Source organism: Bacillus sp. FSL K6-3149 (genome assembly GCF_038630515.1).
GTDB lineage: Bacteria > Bacillota > Bacilli > Bacillales > Bacillaceae > Bacillus > Bacillus pumilus.
Map to the genome: position 1 here is coordinate 1,615,515 of NZ_CP152034.1, position 18,486 is coordinate 1,634,000.

The window sequence follows — 18,486 nt, forward strand, 5'->3', positions numbered from 1 at the left end:
CTAATCTTATAACAAGTATACAAAATTTTCTTGCGATTCATGAAAAAGAAAGAGGCAGCTGCTGACGAGAGAGGGAGGAATGGCAAAGTGGAGACCCGGGATTACTTAATCAAACCGATGTTGAATCAGCATTATCCTGTGGCTGTGAAAGGAGAGGGAATTTATTTATATGATCGGGACGGAAAAAAATATATAGACGGCTCATCGGGGGCTGTCACGGCAAGTATTGGACATGGCATACGTGAAATCGTTGATGCCATGACCGAGCAAGCGGAAAAAGTGAGCTTTACGTACAGATCACAATTCACAAATGAACCAGCAGAAGAACTTGCTTATGAATTGAGTACGCTTTGTCCAGGTAACCTGAACTGGTCTTTTTTTGTCGGAAGCGGATCAGAGGCAACGGAAACGGCTATGAAAATTGCAATTCAGCATTGGCAGGAGCAAGGAAAGGCTGAGAAGAATCACATTATCTCACGATGGATGAGTTATCACGGCATCACCCTCGGTGCACTGTCGATGTCCGGACATATTGCAAGGAGAGAGCGCTTTGAACCATTGCTCGAAAAGAACCCAGTGCTGTCTCCGCCATATAGCTATCGTTCATGGCTGCCGAAGGAAGAGGGCAAGCAAGTCGAATGGTATGTCCAGGAATTTAAAACCGTCATTCAGCGTATAGGAAAAGAGAGGATTGCCGCTTTTATTGCAGAGCCGATTGTTGGAGCATCGGGAGCGGCGCTTGTACCGCCAGATGGATATTTTGATGCAATGAAGCGTGTCTGTGAGGAAAACGATATTTTAATGATTGCAGACGAAGTCATGACAGGCTTTGGACGAACTGGGAAAATGTTTGCGATGGAGCATTGGGGCGTTGTACCAGATATTATGGTTCTCGGCAAAGGGATGAGTGCTGGCTATTCACCGATTGCGGCAGCCGTCTCAGCGGATCATGTCATCGCACCAATTCTGAGCGGTTCCGGCTCTGTGATGGCAGGTCACACCTATAGCGGCAACCCGCTTTCAGCAGCCGTCTCACTGGCTGTCATTCGATATATGAAAAAACATCAGCTTCCTGAACGAGCGGATCTGTCTGGCCGCTATTTAATGAATGCTTTAAAGGATGTGCAAACAAACCATTTCATCATAGGAGATGTGAGAGGAAAGGGACTGCTCATCGGCATTGAGTTTGTCGCAGACCGTTTATCGAAAACACCATTTCCTGCCCATGCTCAAATGACGCATTTAGTCGTTGAGACAGCGAAGCAAAATGGCTTGCTCGTTTACCCAGCAAGCGCTGGAGAGGATGGAGTGGGAGGTGCAGCGGTCATGATCGCTCCGCCGCTTTCTATCACGCAGCAGGAGATGGATGAACTCATTCAATTATTTGAGCAGACAATCACGCAGGTCGAACAAGAAGTCATCAACCGAGGGTTTTTCCCATCTGCGATGTAGGGAGGAAAGATGATGAACAAAACAGTGAATGTAGATGAAGTGATCACGCATTTTAGGGACGGCATGACCATCATGTTTGGCGGATTTGGCGGCGTAGGGTCCCCGCCATCATTGATCGATGCCATCCTAGAAGCCAATATCAAAGATCTGACATTGATCGGAAACGATGCAGGCTTCCCGCAAATAGGTGTTGGCCGGCTGATCACAGAAGGAAGAGTCAAGAAGATCATTGCTTCTCATATTGGCTCAAATCCAATAGCCGGACAGAAAATGCAATCAGGTACACTAGATGTTCATTTTTACCCGCAGGGCATTCTAGCAGAAAAAATACGAGCAGGCGGGATGGGCTTGGCAGGCATTGTAACAGATGTCGGCATGGATAGCCTCAATCTTGATGAGAAGCAGCTCGTGCCACTAAACGGAAAGACATATATCCTTGAACCTGCGCTGACAGCGGATATTGCCATTGTGAATGCCTTCAAAGCAGATGAAGCAGGAAATCTGATATTTGATAAAAGTGCACGGAATACAAACCCGATTGTGGCGATGGCAGGAGACTGGACCATTGCGGAAGTGGAAGAGATTGTGCCTGTAGGTAGTCTTCATCCAGAAGAAATCGTGACACCAGGCGTATTTGTGAACCAGATCGTGCAATCAAAAGGAGTGAACTGGACATGGGCATGGGAGACAACGATATAAGACACCGCATAGCCAAACGGGCGGCGGAGGAAATTGAAGATGGCATGATCGTCAATCTTGGGATCGGCATCCCAACCCTTGCGGCTGATTACATTCCAGCGCATTACAACGTATGGCTTCATGCAGAAAACGGCATTATGGGGGCAGGCGCCTCACCAGCACAAGGAGAAGAAGATTCGAACTTGTGCAATGCCGGTGGTTTTCCTATTACGTTAACAAAAGGCGGCTCATACATGGACAGCACGACTGCTTTTGGCATCATTCGAAAAGGCATGCTGGATATGACCATTTTAGGTGCACTTGAAGTAAGCAGTCAGGGTGATCTTGCGAATTGGATTGTGCCAGGCAAACGAGTACCCGGGATGGGCGGAGCGATTGAGCTTGCGCAAAAGGCGAAAAAGGTTGTGGTGGTGATGAGCCACCTCGATAAACACGGTGAATCAAAGGTGAAATCTGCCTGCACACTGCCCTTAACTGCTAAGTCTTGTGTGGATCTGATTATAACGGATATGGCAGTCATTGAGGTAAAATCGCAGCTGCTCATTTTACGTGAAGTCATGCCGCCGTATCAGCCGGAAGATGTCATAAGGGCGACAGAGGCACCTTTAATTTTAGCGCCTGATGTCAAATCTGTTGTGTAGAAAGGATGAATGACTTGCAGCCAATCACACGTATCAGAAGCTGGATGAGAGAGCACCAAGATGAAGCGATTGCGCTTCTTCAGCAAATGGTGCAATGTGAGAGCACCCAAGGGAATGAACAAGGTGTGCAGCAAATCGTAGCAAATAAGCTGTCTGCCATTGGTTTTGATGTAGATGTATGGGACATTGGCGGAGAAGACTTGCTACAACACCCGTATTTCTATTCCCCGAGACGTTCCTTTAAAGGAAGTCCCAATGTCGCCGGACGATTGAAGGGAAAAGGGGGCGGCAAATCCATTTTATTAAATGGGCACGTCGATGTTGTGCCAGCAGGAGATACGAAACAATGGACATATCCGCCCTACAGCGGGCATATCATAAACGGGAGACTTTATGGACGCGGGGCAACAGATATGAAAGGCGGAAACGTTTCTTTACTCTTTGCACTAGAGGCACTGCATGCACTACAGATTCCGCTGAAAGGAGATGTCGTGTTTCATAGTGTCGTCGAAGAAGAGAGCGGCGGTGCCGGCACCCTTGCAGCCATACTGAGAGGGTATACAGCAGATGCGGCCATCATTCCAGAACCAAGTCATATGAAAATCTTTCCGATTCAGCAGGGATCTAAGTGGTTCAGACTGCATATTAAAGGAAGGGCAGCTCATGGCGGAACAAGATATCACGGCGTTTCCGCTATTGAAAAAGGTATGATCGTTCTTTCACATATAGCAGCACTTGAAGAAGAACGAAATCAGCGCATCACCGAGCCGTTATTTCAGCATATCCCGATTCCAATCCCCATCAACATAGGGAAAATTCAAGGCGGTGATTGGCCGTCCTCTGTAGCAGATCTGGTCACAATGGAGGGAAGACTTGGTGTGATGCCAGTTGAGACGGTTGAGCAGGCAGAGAAGGAACTAGAAAATTGGATGATGGGACTTGGGGAAAAGGATGAATGGTTCAAAGAGCATCCTGTTGAGGTCGAATGGTTTGGTGCAAGATGGCTTCCAGGCTCAATTGATACGGACCATCTACTTTTAGGTCTATTGAAGGAACAATATGAAGCGGTCAAGAAGGAGCCGCCAAAGATCGAAGCCGCTCCTTGGGGAACAGACGGCGGATTACTGTCACAGGCGGCAGGTATCCCGATCATCGTCTTCGGACCTGGAACAACGGAGCTTGCCCATTTCCCGAATGAATCCATCGACATTGAGCATGTGATTGAAGCAGCGGAAATTATCGCAGGTACGATGGTGGAATGGTGTGAAGCAGCGGAGTGATATGAAAACGATCACAAAAAAAGAAGGCTGTCTCACTCAGCCTTCTCTTTATGTGTGTCTTGCTGCTCACACATATACGTCACTGGACAAAAACGAAGAATGCCAGATGCCAGTTTCATTCCGCCGAACATGATGCTGAAAAGCAGCATTTTACTCCATGGTTTTCTAGCATATAAAGAACCAGCTACAGTACATATTGTCATTCCACAGGCAATTCGAATGAGCGCTTCCATTAAGCCGAGATTAGGTTTCATTGAAGGTAAATCTCCTTTTTAAAATATTTTAAGTGTGATTTCAAGAAATTGTAACGTTTCATTAATGCGTAACGTGGTTCGTTATGTTACGATAGGGCTAATACAAATGAAGGAGAGTATGTGAATGTCCGAACGTACTTTTAATTGGAGAAACAATGACATCCGCACACAAATCGATGTAGTCGACTCAAAAATAGTTCCAACACTCCTTTTAACGAATGGACTCGTGCTAAACCCGTTTTTAAAACAATGGGTGAAGGCAAATATTTGGATACATGATGATCGAATTGTTTATGTCGGAGCAGAGCTTCCTCAAAATAAATCAGCTAAACGTGTGATTGATTGTGAAGGGAAATACATTGTGCCTGGGTATATAGAGCCTCACGCGCACCCGTTCCATATTTATAATCCCCAATCACTTGCAGAATATGTGTCTCAATTTGGCACAACAACGATGGTCAGTGATAACTTATTTCTTCTTTTGCAGAGCAATGAAAAGAAAGCGCTTTCCACTCTGTGTGAATTAAAACAGCAGCCATTTCAGTATTTCTGGTGGTCTAGATATGATCTTCAAACTGAAGTCAGATATGAAGATGAGATGCTTCCTATCAACTACCGGAAGGAATGGATTGATCATCCTGATGTCCTTCAAGGCGGCGAATTAACAAGCTGGCCAAGATTGATGGACGGTGATGATCTCATTTTATATTGCATGCAAGAAACGAAGAAGCAGCGGAAACGAATTGAAGGGCATTTCCCCGGAGCTTCTGAGAAAACGCTAACAAAAATGAAGCTGTTTGGCGCGGACAGCGATCATGAAGCGATGAATGCAGACGATGTGCTCAAACGCTTGTCCCTTGGCTACCATGTCTCACTTCGTCATTCTTCCATCCGCCCAGATTTAGTGAACATTTTAAGAGAGCTGCACGAGCGTGATTTTAGACACTATGATCACTTCTTCTATACAACAGATGGAGCAGCGCCTCATTTTTATGAGGAGGGTATGATTAATCGTTTGATTTCAATTGCCCTTGAAGAAGGCGTGCCTATCATCGATGCATACAATATGGCGACCTTTAACATTGCGAAATACTATCAAATTGATGACCTATTAGGTGTTGTCGGTCCAGGACGTCTGGCTTCATTGAATGTGTTAGATGATCCAATGAATCCAAATCCGGAAACGGTGATATCTAAAGGGGTTATCCTCAAATTAGATGGAGAGAACCAGCATCAATTTCAAGAAACTAAATGGGAAAATGGCGGGCTTGTTCCATTAGATTTAGGCTATGATCTGACGACGAGTGATTTGCAATTTTCCATGCCGCTAGGTGTCAAAATGAGAAATGCTGTCATCATGGAGCCTTATACAGTGGAGATTGATAACTCTGTGAACCAGCTGTCATGTGATCATGATCAAAGTTTCTTTAGCCTGATTGACCGAAAAGGCGAGTGGCGTGTGAATACGATGCTCAAAGGCTTTGCAAACAAAGTGCAAGGGTTTGTCAGCTCATTTTCGCTCACGGGTGACATTTTAGTGATCGGGAAAAATAAAGAAGATATGATGCTGGCACATAAGCGAATGAAAGAAATCGGCGGGGGGATCGTCCTCACAGAGAACGGGAAAATTTTGCACGAAATCCCGCTGCAATTATCAGGCTGTGCCTCTGCTGAACCGTTTGAGACAGTTCTTCAGCAAATACAAACCTTGCGTGAGCTGCTCATTGAGCGAGGCTATCCATTTGATTGCCCAATTGATACACTTGTCTTTTTCCAAAGTACCCATTTGCCGTATATTCGAGTGACACCAAGAGGAATATTTGATGTCATGAAAAAAACTGTACTCTTTCCGTCTATAATGCGTTAAAATATAACAGAGTGGAGCTGTATCATCTTTGCCACATTTCTGACAACTGTTATAGGGCAGACGTGAGCAATGGATCTCTTCACTGCCATGTAAGTGAAAATACTTATGTGGAGTTGTTGAAGCAGAGGGCTTTGACATGACGAGTGAAATGGCCTGATTGAAAAATGAATCTGTCGGTTACGCTGACCGACCAACATATTTTGAATAATTGAGCGAGGCGGGGCGCATGTTTGTGGTCTCGCCGAGCTTTCCGCACAACCTGTATTTTTAGGGCAGACCTAATCAAGCAGAAGTGTTCTTGATATCGGAAGCAAACAAGTTTGTCAGATTGTCGAACAAGGAAAATGACAGAACTTGTCGATTTTGTATACGATAAAGAAGCTTCGGCTTACGAAAGAACTGACGGCATTTCCAGCGTATAACCAAACCTGTCATGATTCGTTCAAAGCTCATTGCTGAGGTTGAAAAAAAATAGTCAGGAAAGATACCGCTTTCTCCGCAGAATATCGTGCGAAGCGGTGCCAATAGTAAAGGAGAAGATGTATAAAGATGCAAATTGATAAATTAAGGGGCAAAAGCTTAGATCAGTTATTCAACTCCATCTTATCCCTTAAAGACCTGGAAGAATGCTATCGATTCTTTGATGATTTGTGTACCATCAATGAAATCCAATCTTTATCACAGCGTCTTGAAGTAGCACGTATGCTTCGCGAGGGGAACACGTATCATAAAATTGAGACGGAAACAGGTGCGAGCACTGCAACCATCTCACGTGTCAAACGCTGCTTGAACTACGGAAATGATGCCTACACAATGGCACTTGACCGCGTAGCAGAACAGCAGGCAAATGACGAAACAAAATAAAGCAGACTTCACTGTAAACAATCCTATTCAACAAGAATGGCGTTGTTTACAGTTTTTTTATGAAGAGCGCTGAAAAGACAAGCAAGGACTGGCTTGAAAGAAGCAACAAACGGGTCATTTAACCGAATAACTTTATCAGAAGGTTGTGGAGAAGAAAAAATGAGATTCAATGCTTTGATACCAGAGTTATCTGTAATAGACATCGAAAAGTCTAAATGGTTCTATATAGAATTGCTTGGTTTTAAATTGGAATATGAGCGTGAAGACGATAAATTTATATTTGTTTCGTTGGAAGAGGAAACACAAATGATGTTAGAAGAAATCAATGGCCATTGGGACACTGGGGAGTTAAAATACCCATTTGGACGGGGAATCAATTTTCAAATAGACATTGAAGACGTACAGCCTGTCATTGACCGTTTAAGAAAGCAAAACATTCCACTATTCAGAGAGCCAACTGTTAGCAAATATAAAAGTAATGATACTACGTTTATACAAAAGGAATTTCTTGTTCAAGATCCTGATGGATATTTACTTAGGTTCTCGCAAGAAATGGCAGGTTAACATGAAAGTCTCTTCCAGAATAGGGCGCTATTGTTGAATAAGTAAAATTAAGAGTGGCTGCGGCTACTCTTTTTTATTTTGAGATACATGAGTACAGATACAAAAAATTGACTATTGCCGAAAAGGACAACGGTTATTTTTAAATTTGTGTTACTGCCATTCCCTTTGAATGTTTCTCGCATCGGAAAGAGGCAGCCAACTCTGATCATCATCATGTCTATTGAAAAAGTCTTTAACATAGGAATCTCCTTTGTGATCCCCATCATTCAGTGGCATCTACTACAACCACGACACGATATACTTCTCCATCAATTGGCTTCAAATCAATGAGATGTTCAGCTCTATTTATCAGTGTCTGGATGGACAATTGCTTGATTTTTTGAGGTGTTTTGTTTGTACAAATAAAATCATAAGCAACTGGTAGAGGAAGATGCCAATACCCTTGTTCAATATCTGCCGGGAACTCTCGTGTACTTTCCTCAATTCTTGTCACCATCTCATTCGTCTTCCGTTTCATCCCGCGAACCTTTTTCTCACGCATCCTCCATCTCTCCACTTCCTGGTCATTTGCCCTAAGTTCTTTATACGCGATTGAGCCAAAATGGCAATTGAAAAAAAGGTGCAAAAACGCACCTTTCTCAAACTAGACGGATGGCTGTGTCCCTGTAAAAATAGGCACTTCACTTGTCTGACCATTTTCTTGTCTATAGACAATATGTTTCTCATTAAAATGAATGGGAGATTCAATACCAGCGGCTGCGGATAAGTTAAACAAGCCTTCTCTTAGAGAAAGGATATAATTGCAGACTCGGTATTTCTTTTCTTCAATTGATAAACCCTTTTGCAGTTTTGGATCAGTTGTGGCGACCCCGACTGGGCATTTATTCGTGTGGCACACTTGGGCGCGAATGCATCCGACTGAAAACATGAGTCCCCGTGCGATATTGACAAAGTCAGCACCCATGGAAAGGGCAATTGCAATTTTATCTGGTGAGAGAAGTTTGCCAGAAGCAAAGAGTTTGACCTGATCTCTGACACCGTATTCCTTCAATATTTGATGAACCATTGGGAGTGCCGTGAAAATCGGCAGCCCTGCGGAATCTGCCAATTCATGAAAAGATGCGCCAGTGCCGCCTTCTCCGCCATCCACTGTAATGAAATCAGGGTGCTTTCCGCTTTTTTTCATGTACGTTGCAAGCTCTTCAATGTTTTCTTTATGTCCGACCACAAGCTTGATGCCGACAGGCTTTCCGCCTATACTTCGCAGCTGTTCAATGAAATCAAACATATCCGGAATGGAGTGGAACATCTCAAATCGGTTTGGGCTGTCAATGGATTGATGGGGCGGCAATTTACGGATGTTCGCAATTTCTTCGGTGACCTTTTCGCCGTCAATATGACCGCCGCGTGTTTTAGCTCCTTGAGCCAGCTTCAGCTCAAAGGCTTTGACTTCCTCATGCTCGCTTTTTTTCTTAAATTCTTCAAAGGAAAAAGCGCCATCTTCTGTTCTCACGCCGAATAGACCGGGCCCAATCTGGCATATGATATCGGCTCCGCCTTTGAGATGATAGGGAGAAAGCCCGCCTTCACCTGTGTTCATCCACGTACCGCCAGCCATTTTTAATCCCGAGGATAGTGCTGTAATGGCCCTGTCGCCTAAAGAGCCGTAGCTCATGGCAGACTGCCCAATCAGGCCTTTTACACGGAATGGCTTTTGACATGTGTGCTCGCCAATCACTTGTACATCGTCTTGATGGAGATAGTAAGGTTTTGCTTCGACCTCTTTGGTATGTTCACTTCTTCGTAGTAAATTGTCTTGATCAATCTGATACACTTTTGTTTGGATTTTTTCAGATTGATCGATGCGTAACTCATCTCGCTGCTTTGGAAATAGAACATTGCGAATGTAGTAACCAGGCTTGTCAAAATCACGTTTTGATCCAAAGCCCATCGTCCGGCTTTTGTACTTTCCAGACATGACAGCTTGCTCGTATTCTCTTCTTGAGAAAGGAAGCTCCTCGCGATCATTCAGAAACAGATATTGACGAAGCTCAGGTCCTATTTTTTCAAAAATAAACCGCAGCTTTCCAATGACCGGATAATTTCGCAGGACAGAATGCTCTTCCTGTTTTTCATCTCTCATCCAAATCCAGATGAATAAAATGATTGGTATGATGAAACAAATCACTAATAGTGCGCCAACAATGACAATGAAAGTTGTTGTCACGAAGATCCCCTCTTTTCTCTATCATTGTTGTTGTTATTCCACTTTTCATTGAAAGAGAAACCACTTCAACATATTGTGACGTTTAGAAATAAAAAGGCGGGGTAACTTACAAATAAGATCATAAGGGGAGGGAACATACATGAATAAGCGTCCGAATGCGTATGTACTTGCAGGATTAGGGGTTGGTGGTGCAGTGTTATTAGCAGTGAAAAATAAACAGCATCTCAAAAAATGGGCAAGCATGTTCCGCTCAGATGAAAAGATTCCTGAAAAAGCCGGACACCCTGATCCATTAGATATTCAAGACAACAAGATGGTCGATGAAGGGGCCATGACATCCGTCCATTATTTCAATGAAGTGAGACAATAGCTTGGAAAAACCGTTTTGACCATTCAAAACGGTTTTTTCTTGTCTTTCTTTTGACGTTATATCGATGAGGATCGACAATCGTAAAACCGATTAGCCCTTTGTGATCAGGCGTCGAGAAATGAAATTCAATGCCTGATAAATGATAGGTTGAGAGAACGTCCTGATCTGTAAAACGTAAAGAAAGCTCGTCCTCATACACGGGTGCATGCTTTAAAACTTCGGCTTCTTCTGCAAATAACTCCAGACCAGCTACTCGTCCCTCTTTGTCGATATCTGCGTTCATACATTCATTCACATTTAATTCAATGGTTTCTTTGATTGTCCCGATTCCCACAGGCAGGAGATAGATGTATCCGATGTTGATCGTTTGATCATATGTGATGGTTCTTTTCATGTGGGTCACCTACTTTATGTATGGTTTTTTGATCAATAGTAAAATGTGCCTTTATTGTATAATAACATGTGGTGATACAAAGCTCTTCTATCAGTGAACGGTCAAAGATCATCCCTCTCAGCTCCTAGATGTTTTCAGCATTCTAACCGAAAGTCACGCACCCCATTTTCAAAAGAATGAAACTTTTAGCTGAAGGAGGTTACCCATTTTTTGCGGTCACTGATTTTGTTATAATATTTAAATGGAATGAAACGAATGGAGGAACGTTTTTCATGTATGATGTTACCGAGTGGAAGCATGTCTTTAAACTCGATCCAAATAAAGAAATATCCGATGAACAGCTAGAGGCAATTTGCGAATCTGGTACGGATGCTATATTGATTGGCGGCAGTGACAATGTGACAGAGGACAACGTGCTTCAATTGATGTCAAAGGTCCGCCGGTTTCTTGTGCCATGTGTACTCGAAATCTCAACACATGAAATGATTGTGCCGGGCTTCGATCTGTATTTCATCCCGACTGTCTTAAACAGTTCTCATCCTGATTGGATTGTTGGGCTTCACAAGGATGCGATGAAGGAATTCGGTGATTTGATGTCGATGGAAGAGATCGTGCCTGAAGGCTATGTTATTTTAAATGAAGAGTGTAAAGCGGCCAAGCTCACAGAGGCAAATACAGCACTGGACATCGATGACGTAAGAGCATATGCAAGAGTGGCAGAGCATTTGATGAAGCTGCCCATTTTTTATCTAGAATACAGCGGAACGCTTGGAGATATAGAGCTTGTGAAAGAAACGAAAGCAGTGCTTTCTGATACGGTTCTTTTTTATGGCGGGGGCATTGAAAACGCAAAGCAGGCGGAAGATTTTGCGCAGCATGCGGACGTGGTTGTTGTAGGAAACGTCATTTATGACAATTTCAAAGAAGCATTAAAGACAGTGAGCGCAGTCAAAAAGTCATCATAGTCAAACAAGACGAAAAGGGTTAAAATAGAACATAAGTTCGAATTGGCGGTGAATGAAATGAATGAAATATCGAATCATCTATTAGAAGGGCTAAATGACGCGCAAAAAGAAGCGGTCAAAGCAACAGACGGTCCGCTACTCTTGATGGCAGGAGCAGGAAGCGGGAAAACGCGGGTGCTCACACACCGAATTGCCTACTTAATGGCAGAAAAGCATGTGGCTCCGTGGAACATTTTAGCGATTACGTTTACAAATAAAGCAGCACGTGAAATGCGTGAGCGTGTCCAAGCCATTTTAGGACCTGGTGCGGATGACATTTGGATCTCTACGTTCCACAGCATGTGTGTGCGTATTTTACGACGCGATATTGACCGTATTGGTGTAAATCGCAACTTCTCTATATTAGACACATCTGATCAGCTTTCAGTCATTAAAAACATTTTAAAAGAACGAAATATCGATCCTAAAAAGTTCGATCCTCGCAGCATTTTAGGATCAATCAGCAGTGCAAAAAATGAACTCATTGACGCAGAGGAATACGCCAAAACAGCCAGTGATTTCTATGATCAAGTGGTTAGCGACGTCTACACAGATTACCAAAAGCGATTACTTAAGAACCAATCACTCGATTTTGATGATCTTATTATGATGACGATTCGTCTGTTTGAGCGCATCCCTGAAGTATTAGAACACTATCAGCGAAAATTTCAATACATTCATGTCGATGAGTATCAAGATACGAACAGAGCGCAGTACATGCTTGTGAAACTGCTTGCTCAGCGTTTTCAAAATATATGTGTGGTCGGTGACTCGGATCAGTCCATCTACCGCTGGCGCGGAGCGGATATTACAAACATTCTCTCCTTTGAAAAAGATTATCCATCCAGTGAAGTGATTCTGCTTGAGCAAAATTACAGATCGACGAAACGTATACTGAATGCCGCAAACACGGTGATTCAAAACAATTCAAACCGTAAGCCGAAAAACCTTTGGACAGAAAATGATGAAGGGGCGAAGATTGCCTATTACCGTGCAGATAATGAATTCGGCGAGGGTCAATTTGTTGCTGGAAAGATTCATCAGCTTCATCAGAGCGGTAAGCGTAAATTATCCGATTTTGCGATTCTTTATCGGACCAATGCCCAGTCTCGTGTCATAGAGGAAACATTATTGAAGTCAAACATTCAATACAACATTGTCGGCGGCACAAAGTTCTATGACAGAAAAGAGATCAAGGACATTTTGGCGTACTTACGCCTAGTAGCTAACCCAGATGACGACATTAGCTTTGCACGAATTGTGAACGTACCAAAGCGCGGAATCGGTGCGACATCTGTTGATAAAATCGCAGCATACGCGGAGATGAATGACCTGTCTATGTTTGAAGCGCTTGGTCAGGTAGATTTCATTGGACTCAGTGCAAGGGCAGCCAATGCACTTGATGAATTCAAACAGCTCATTGATCAAATGACAAATATGCAGGATTATTTATCTGTCACAGAACTAACAGAAGAAATTTTAGAGAAAACAGGCTATCGTGAAGCACTAAAGGTTGAAAAAACGATTGAGGCACAGAGCCGTCTAGAAAATATTGACGAGTTTCTCTCTGTGACTAAGAACTTTGAAGAACAAAATGAAGACAAGTCCCTTGTGACCTTCCTGACAGATCTCGCTCTTGTCGCAGACATTGATAAGCTGGATGAGAATGAGGAAGAAGATCAAGATGCGGTCATTTTAATGACGCTTCACGCCGCAAAAGGTCTAGAATTCCCGGTTGTCTTCTTAATGGGCATGGAGGAAGGTGTCTTCCCGCACAGCCGCTCATTAATGGAAGATGCAGAGATGGAAGAAGAGCGCCGCCTTGCTTATGTAGGCATCACACGGGCGGAAGAAGAGCTTTATTTATCAAGTGCCAAGATGAGAACACTCTTCGGCCGGACAAACATGAACCTTGAATCAAGATTCATTCGAGAAATACCAGCCGATTTATTGGACAACCTAAATGAGAAAAAAGAAACGAAAACACCATTTGGCCAAACTAGAGAAAGACCACAAAGACGGGGACCTGTCTCACGTCCGCAAACTCAAACCATTCAAAACACAGGCGGCGGAAGTATTGGCTGGGCTGTGGGCGATAAAGCGGCTCATAAAAAATGGGGCGTTGGAACGGTTGTGAGCGTAAAAGGCAGTGGAGACAGCACGGAGCTTGATATTGCTTTCCCAAGCCCTACAGGCATTAAGCGTCTTCTCGCAGCATTTGCGCCAATTGAGAAGCAATAAACCGATAGGACATATAAAACGGATGAATTGAAAGGAAGAAGCAGATGGATAAAGAAGCAGCGAAACGCCGGATCGAGGAACTGCACCAGATTTTGAACCAATACAACTACGAATATCATACACTGGATCGTCCAAGTGTTCCTGATGCTGAATATGATGCGCGGATGCGTGAGCTGATCTCTTTAGAGGAAGAGCACCCTGATTTAAAAGCAGCGGATTCTCCCTCACAAAGAGTCGGAGGCGCTGTGTTAGACGCCTTCCAAAAAGTGCGCCACGGCACACCGATGCTCAGCCTCGGGAATGCGTTTAATGAACATGACCTTCTTGATTTTGACCGCAGGGTTCGTCAAGCAGTCGGTGACGATATTGCATACAATGTCGAGCTGAAAATTGACGGACTCGCTGTTTCTCTCCGTTATGAAAATGGCCTGTTTGTCCGAGGTGCCACACGTGGAGATGGGACAACGGGTGAGGATATTACAGAAAACCTCAAAACCATTCGATCCATCCCGCTCAAAATCAAACGTCCTTTGTCAATTGAAGTGAGAGGCGAGGCATTTATGCCAAAACCTTCTTTTGAAGCATTAAACGAAAAAAGATTACAAAACGAAGAAGAGCCGTTTGCGAACCCGCGTAATGCGGCGGCAGGCTCGCTTCGTCAGCTTGATACGAAAATTGCGGCGAAACGAAACCTTGATATCTTCGTCTACAGTATAGCGGAGCTTGATGAAATTGGTGTTGAATCGCAAAGCGAAGGACTTGATCTTCTCGACGAACTTGGCTTTAAAACAAACAAAGAAAGACGGATGTGCCAAACGATTGAGGAAGTGATCGAGCTCATTGAAACACTAAAAACGAAGCGTGCCGACTTTTCATATGAAATCGATGGAATTGTGATCAAAGTCGATTCGTTAGCTCAGCAAGAAGAGCTCGGCTTTACAGCAAAAAGTCCCCGCTGGGCTGTTGCGTACAAGTTTCCAGCTGAAGAGGTGGTGACAAAGCTGCTTGATATTGAACTAAGTGTCGGGCGTACAGGTGTCATCACACCAACGGCGATCCTTGAGCCTGTCAAAGTAGCAGGAACGACAGTGCAGCGAGCTTCCCTTCATAATGAAGATTTGATCAAAGAAAAGGATATTCGCCTTTTTGATCAAGTGATTGTGAAAAAAGCGGGCGATATTATTCCGGAAGTCGCAGGTGTACTGATCGATCAGCGTACAGGAGAAGAAAAGCCGTTTCACATGCCGACTGAATGCCCAGAGTGTCATAGTGAGCTGGTGAGAATTGAAGGCGAAGTGGCTTTGCGTTGCATCAATCCAGAATGCCCTGCCCAAATACGTGAGGGACTCATTCACTTTGTTTCCCGCAATGCAATGAACATTGATGGGCTTGGCGAGCGGGTCATTACACAGTTTTTCCAAGAACAGCTTGTCTCTCGTGTGTCTGATCTTTACCGATTAACGAAAGAAGAGCTCATTCAGCTTGAGCGAATGGGCGAAAAATCTGTCGACAATTTACTGCGTTCGATTGAGCAATCGAAAGAAAACTCTCTAGAGCGTTTACTATTTGGACTCGGTATACGATTTATTGGCTCTAAAGCGGCGAAGACCTTGGCGATGCATTTCGGTGATATCGATCAATTAAAGCAAGCGACGAAAGAACAATTACTCGAAGTCGATGAAATCGGTGAAAAAATGGCTGATGCTGTCGTCACGTACTTTGAGAAAGAAGAAATACTCAATCTGCTAAATGAACTAAAAGAGCTTGGGGTTAATATGACCTACACAGGACCAAAACCGGTGAAGGTTGAAGAAAGTGATTCCTATTTTGCAGGCAAAACCATTGTGCTGACAGGGAAATTAGAAGAAATGGCTCGAAACGATGCAAAAGCAGCGATCGAAGCACTAGGCGGTAAACTGGCAGGTAGTGTGAGTAAGAAAACAGATTTAGTCATAGCCGGAGAAGCAGCGGGAAGTAAGCTGACAAAGGCAGAAGAACTCAATATAGAAATTTGGGACGAAGCTAAAATGCTCGAGGAGCTAAAGAAATAAGAGGAGTGTTTTCTATTGAAAAAGTTGTTATTGCTGCTGACAATGCTCACACTGATATTGTCAGCGTGTGCACCTTTTGGGGGAAAGGAAGAGGAAGAGGTCACACAAAAAACGGATGAAACGAAGGAAACAGCCATCATCCCGATGTACAATATCTCTGACTCCTATTACAAAATGGTGCTGCCGTTTAAACAAGGGGCTGCGAGAGGATTAACAGCAGAGCGTCTCAACACACGCTTGGACATCGATGAATTTGAAACAGGACTCATGCGCCTTGCAACAGAGTCATTTAATACAAACGACTACCTTTTCCAAGAAGGACAGCATTTTGATGAGGACACCGTTCTAGGCTGGCTGGCGCGCAAAAAAACAGGCAGTGATCTGAAAAAGGCAGAAAAAGAAGATAAAGACTTTAAGAATCTAGGCTTAAACCCTGCTCTTCCGAACTCAGGTTCAACAAAGTCTAAAAATGAAAGTAGTCCAATTTACTTAGCTTCGATGCTAGAGCATAATTACTTAATTCGAAAAGATAAAAACAGCTTACAGCTTGGCGGAGTTGTCATTGGGCTTGCGCTGAACTCTGTTTATTATTACCGTGAAAATATCGGTGACCCGCAGCAAGAAGTGACGATCGATTCTTCGAAAAATTCAAAGAAACTTTTGGCAGAAGGCGAAAAAATTGCTGAACAAGTGATCAAACGAATTCGTCAAATGGATGGGCTGCAAAAAGTGCCTGTCATGATTGCCCTTTATAAGCAAGCACCAAAATCATCTATCGTTCCAGGAAACTTTATCGCCAAAACGGATGTGAAAGCGGGCTCAGCTGATATCGGCAATTGGGATACGATCAAAGAGGAGAATGTCTTCTTCCCTTCAGATAATGCGAAAGGCAACTACAAAGATGATTCCGAGCGATTTGACCGCTTCAAAACAAAAGTCGAAGACTACTTTCCGAATTATACTGGTGTCGTAGGAAAAGGGTTTTACAAAGACGGCAACCTGCAAAAAATGAAAGTCGAAATTCCAATGCAGTTCTACGGAAAAACGGAAGTCGTAGCCTTCACGCAATATTTAACAGGTGAAGTCATGGATTACTATAAGAGTACGAATATCGAAATTAACATCACATCTTCAGATCAACAAGAAGCCTTGATCACGAAAAATGCTGAAGACAAAGAACCAACCGTCCATATATATGACTAAATAAAAACCGCCTTTTGGCGGTTTTTTAAATTAGTCATAATGTATCAAATTATGAAAATATTGTTATAAAAAGTAGAAGTGTAGAAAATAATGTATTATTATGGGTGATAATGAAGAGAAAATGGAGATCACTATGAAAAATAAATCATTTTACTTTTTATTAGGGGGACAATCCCTAGCTAATTTTGGGGATTCGCTATATGTCCTCGTATTGACCATCCTGACATATCAATTAACAAATTCTACACTGATCGCTTCAATGGTGGCTGTCTCACAGTTTGTTGGACAAGCACTTGGAGCGGTACTCATTCCTTTCTTTATGTATCAATTTAAGCTAAAAAGACTCATTATCTATTTACAAATGTGTCAAATTGCTTTCTTCGGTTGCTTAATTTTCATTTATATTCTACAACTATCAACTTTTACTATTCCTCTCTTTTTTATCATTGTATTTTTCCTTTCTTTGATAGATGGAGGAACCATTCCAGTTCGAAATTCGATGATCCCACGTCTAGTAGAAAAGAACTTTTTACTAAAAGCAAATAGCTATATCTTAACTTCTGATCAAATGGTCCTTTTACTAGGCTGGCTTTTAGGAGGGCTGTTTATTGGCATTCTTGGACCACAGTTTCTCCTATTGACGACACTTGTTTTATACAGTTTGTCACTCATATCTATGCTCTTTATCATTGATACTGGGGCTGCAGCTAAACAAGAGCAACAGTCTGAATCATTTGCTACAAGGGTCTTTTCAGGGTGGAAGCTCATGTATGAAAAACCAACTATTCGAACATTAACGATTTTAGAAATGCTATCCATGAGCGGTAGAAGTATTTGGACTGGTGCCATTATCCTTGTGTATGTCACAGAAGTTTTACATCAGCCTGAAACATGGTGGGGCTTTATTAACGCAAGCTATTTTGGCGGAACCATTCTAGGCGGCCTGCTTGTGTTGCGGTTCGCAAAGCATGTGGAACAGCGTTTGTTTGATCACATTTTTTACAGTTCGGTGATCGTAGCTGTGCTAACCCTTTGCTTAGGATTGAATCATTCTGCATGGATGAGTTTGGTGTTTGTCTTTTTATTAGGACCAGCCTTTCAGCTTCGCAGTATTTCCATTCGAACCTATGTACAAGATACACTGAGTGAAATTGAATTGCCCAAAATACTATCAGCTCAACATACACTATCAACTTTTATATACGGAATGTCCATCCTCGTTATGAGCACCATGACCGATCTCTTTGGGGCAAGAGTCGTCTTTTTTATAAACGTTGCCCTGTTTACTGTGTCGGCTTTCCTAGCGTCTAGATTAAAAAATGAACAAATTTAGACATTTTATCTCAATTATTTACAAAAATACCATTATGTGATT

17 protein-coding genes are annotated in these 18,486 nt (G+C 43.1%); 13 read left to right on the forward strand and 4 right to left on the reverse strand.

Translation table 11 applies throughout. From position 1 onward, the window contains the following. Positions 1–87 precede the first annotated feature (87 nt). The 4 genes from MHB83_RS08250 to MHB83_RS08265 are packed head-to-tail and all read left to right on the forward strand — an operon-like array spanning position 88 to position 4,072. On the forward strand, positions 88–1,452 hold the full coding sequence (locus MHB83_RS08250; protein ID WP_212046328.1) for an aspartate aminotransferase family protein: 1,365 nt from the start codon (positions 88–90) through the stop codon (positions 1,450–1,452). A 12-nt stretch (positions 1,453–1,464) separates the two neighbouring features. Then, a complete protein-coding gene (locus MHB83_RS08255) occupies positions 1,465–2,151 on the forward strand; it encodes a CoA transferase subunit A (protein WP_050945719.1) in 687 nt (228 codons plus the stop codon). Next, complete coding sequence (locus MHB83_RS08260; RefSeq protein WP_342496797.1) at positions 2,127–2,792, forward strand: 3-oxoacid CoA-transferase subunit B; 666 nt, start codon at positions 2,127–2,129, stop codon at positions 2,790–2,792. Before MHB83_RS08255 ends, MHB83_RS08260 begins: the two co-directional genes overlap by 25 nt. Positions 2,793–2,806: 14 nt before the next feature. Further along, on the forward strand, positions 2,807–4,072 hold the full coding sequence (locus MHB83_RS08265; RefSeq protein WP_342496798.1) for a peptidase: 1,266 nt from the start codon (positions 2,807–2,809) through the stop codon (positions 4,070–4,072). Between the two features lie 32 nt (positions 4,073–4,104). Here MHB83_RS08265 and MHB83_RS08270 read toward each other — a convergent pair whose 3' ends face one another. Then, a complete protein-coding gene (locus tag MHB83_RS08270) occupies positions 4,105–4,326 on the reverse strand; it encodes a DUF2892 domain-containing protein (protein ID WP_034320223.1) in 222 nt (73 codons plus the stop codon). Between the two features lie 124 nt (positions 4,327–4,450). On the opposite strand from MHB83_RS08270, the gene MHB83_RS08275 reads away from it, so the two are divergent. The 3 genes from MHB83_RS08275 (at position 4,451) to MHB83_RS08285 (ending at position 7,621) form a co-directional block, all read left to right on the forward strand. Then, positions 4,451–6,193 (forward strand): adenine deaminase C-terminal domain-containing protein, encoded by a 1,743-nt coding sequence (locus tag MHB83_RS08275; RefSeq protein WP_003214450.1) that lies wholly within the window; start codon positions 4,451–4,453, stop codon positions 6,191–6,193. Between the two features lie 549 nt (positions 6,194–6,742). Beyond that, a complete protein-coding gene (locus MHB83_RS08280) occupies positions 6,743–7,057 on the forward strand; it encodes a YerC/YecD family TrpR-related protein (RefSeq protein WP_003214053.1) in 315 nt (104 codons plus the stop codon). A 159-nt stretch (positions 7,058–7,216) separates the two neighbouring features. Continuing rightward, on the forward strand, positions 7,217–7,621 hold the full coding sequence (locus MHB83_RS08285; RefSeq protein WP_309217375.1) for a VOC family protein: 405 nt from the start codon (positions 7,217–7,219) through the stop codon (positions 7,619–7,621). A gap of 262 nt (positions 7,622–7,883) precedes the next feature. On the opposite strand, the gene MHB83_RS08290 is transcribed toward MHB83_RS08285, so the two are convergent. Beyond that, the gene (locus MHB83_RS08290; protein WP_342496799.1) at positions 7,884–8,162 is read right to left on the reverse strand and encodes a DUF3916 domain-containing protein; all 279 of its coding nucleotides are present in this window, start codon (positions 8,160–8,162) and stop codon (positions 7,884–7,886) included. Between the two features lie 102 nt (positions 8,163–8,264). Continuing rightward, positions 8,265–9,848: an FMN-binding glutamate synthase family protein gene (locus tag MHB83_RS08295; protein ID WP_050945723.1), complete on the reverse strand. Its 1,584-nt coding sequence runs from the start codon at positions 9,846–9,848 to the stop codon at positions 8,265–8,267. Between the two features lie 139 nt (positions 9,849–9,987). On the opposite strand from MHB83_RS08295, the gene MHB83_RS08300 reads away from it, so the two are divergent. Beyond that, positions 9,988–10,218 carry a hypothetical protein gene (locus tag MHB83_RS08300; RefSeq protein ID WP_003214314.1) on the forward strand — a complete coding sequence of 77 codons (231 nt, stop codon included), beginning with the start codon at positions 9,988–9,990 and terminating at the stop codon, positions 10,216–10,218. Here the strand turns inward: MHB83_RS08300 and MHB83_RS08305 are convergent. Continuing rightward, positions 10,199–10,612 carry a DUF2283 domain-containing protein gene (locus MHB83_RS08305; protein ID WP_335356186.1) on the reverse strand — a complete coding sequence of 138 codons (414 nt, stop codon included), beginning with the start codon at positions 10,610–10,612 and terminating at the stop codon, positions 10,199–10,201. The genes MHB83_RS08300 and MHB83_RS08305 overlap by 20 nt on opposite strands. 272 nt (positions 10,613–10,884) lie before the next feature. Between MHB83_RS08305 and MHB83_RS08310 the strand changes: the two genes are divergently transcribed. The 5 genes from MHB83_RS08310 to MHB83_RS08330 all read left to right on the forward strand — a co-directional run bounded on the left by MHB83_RS08310 (position 10,885) and on the right by MHB83_RS08330 (position 18,444). Further along, entirely contained in the window at positions 10,885–11,577 is a 693-nt protein-coding gene (locus tag MHB83_RS08310; protein ID WP_041816135.1) for a heptaprenylglyceryl phosphate synthase, read from the forward strand. A gap of 57 nt (positions 11,578–11,634) precedes the next feature. Beyond that, positions 11,635–13,857 (forward strand): DNA helicase PcrA, encoded by a 2,223-nt coding sequence (gene pcrA / locus MHB83_RS08315; RefSeq protein ID WP_050945726.1) that lies wholly within the window; start codon positions 11,635–11,637, stop codon positions 13,855–13,857. 44 nt (positions 13,858–13,901) lie between these two features. Next, positions 13,902–15,908, forward strand: coding sequence for an NAD-dependent DNA ligase LigA (ligA, locus tag MHB83_RS08320; RefSeq protein ID WP_340900823.1), 2,007 nt, complete (start codon positions 13,902–13,904; stop codon positions 15,906–15,908). A 42-nt stretch (positions 15,909–15,950) separates the two neighbouring features. Further along, the gene (locus MHB83_RS08325) at positions 15,951–17,111 is read left to right on the forward strand and encodes a CamS family sex pheromone protein (RefSeq protein WP_223251227.1); all 1,161 of its coding nucleotides are present in this window, start codon (positions 15,951–15,953) and stop codon (positions 17,109–17,111) included. A gap of 133 nt (positions 17,112–17,244) precedes the next feature. Further along, a complete protein-coding gene (locus MHB83_RS08330) occupies positions 17,245–18,444 on the forward strand; it encodes an MFS transporter (protein WP_340900820.1) in 1,200 nt (399 codons plus the stop codon). Positions 18,445–18,486: the final 42 nt, after the last annotated feature.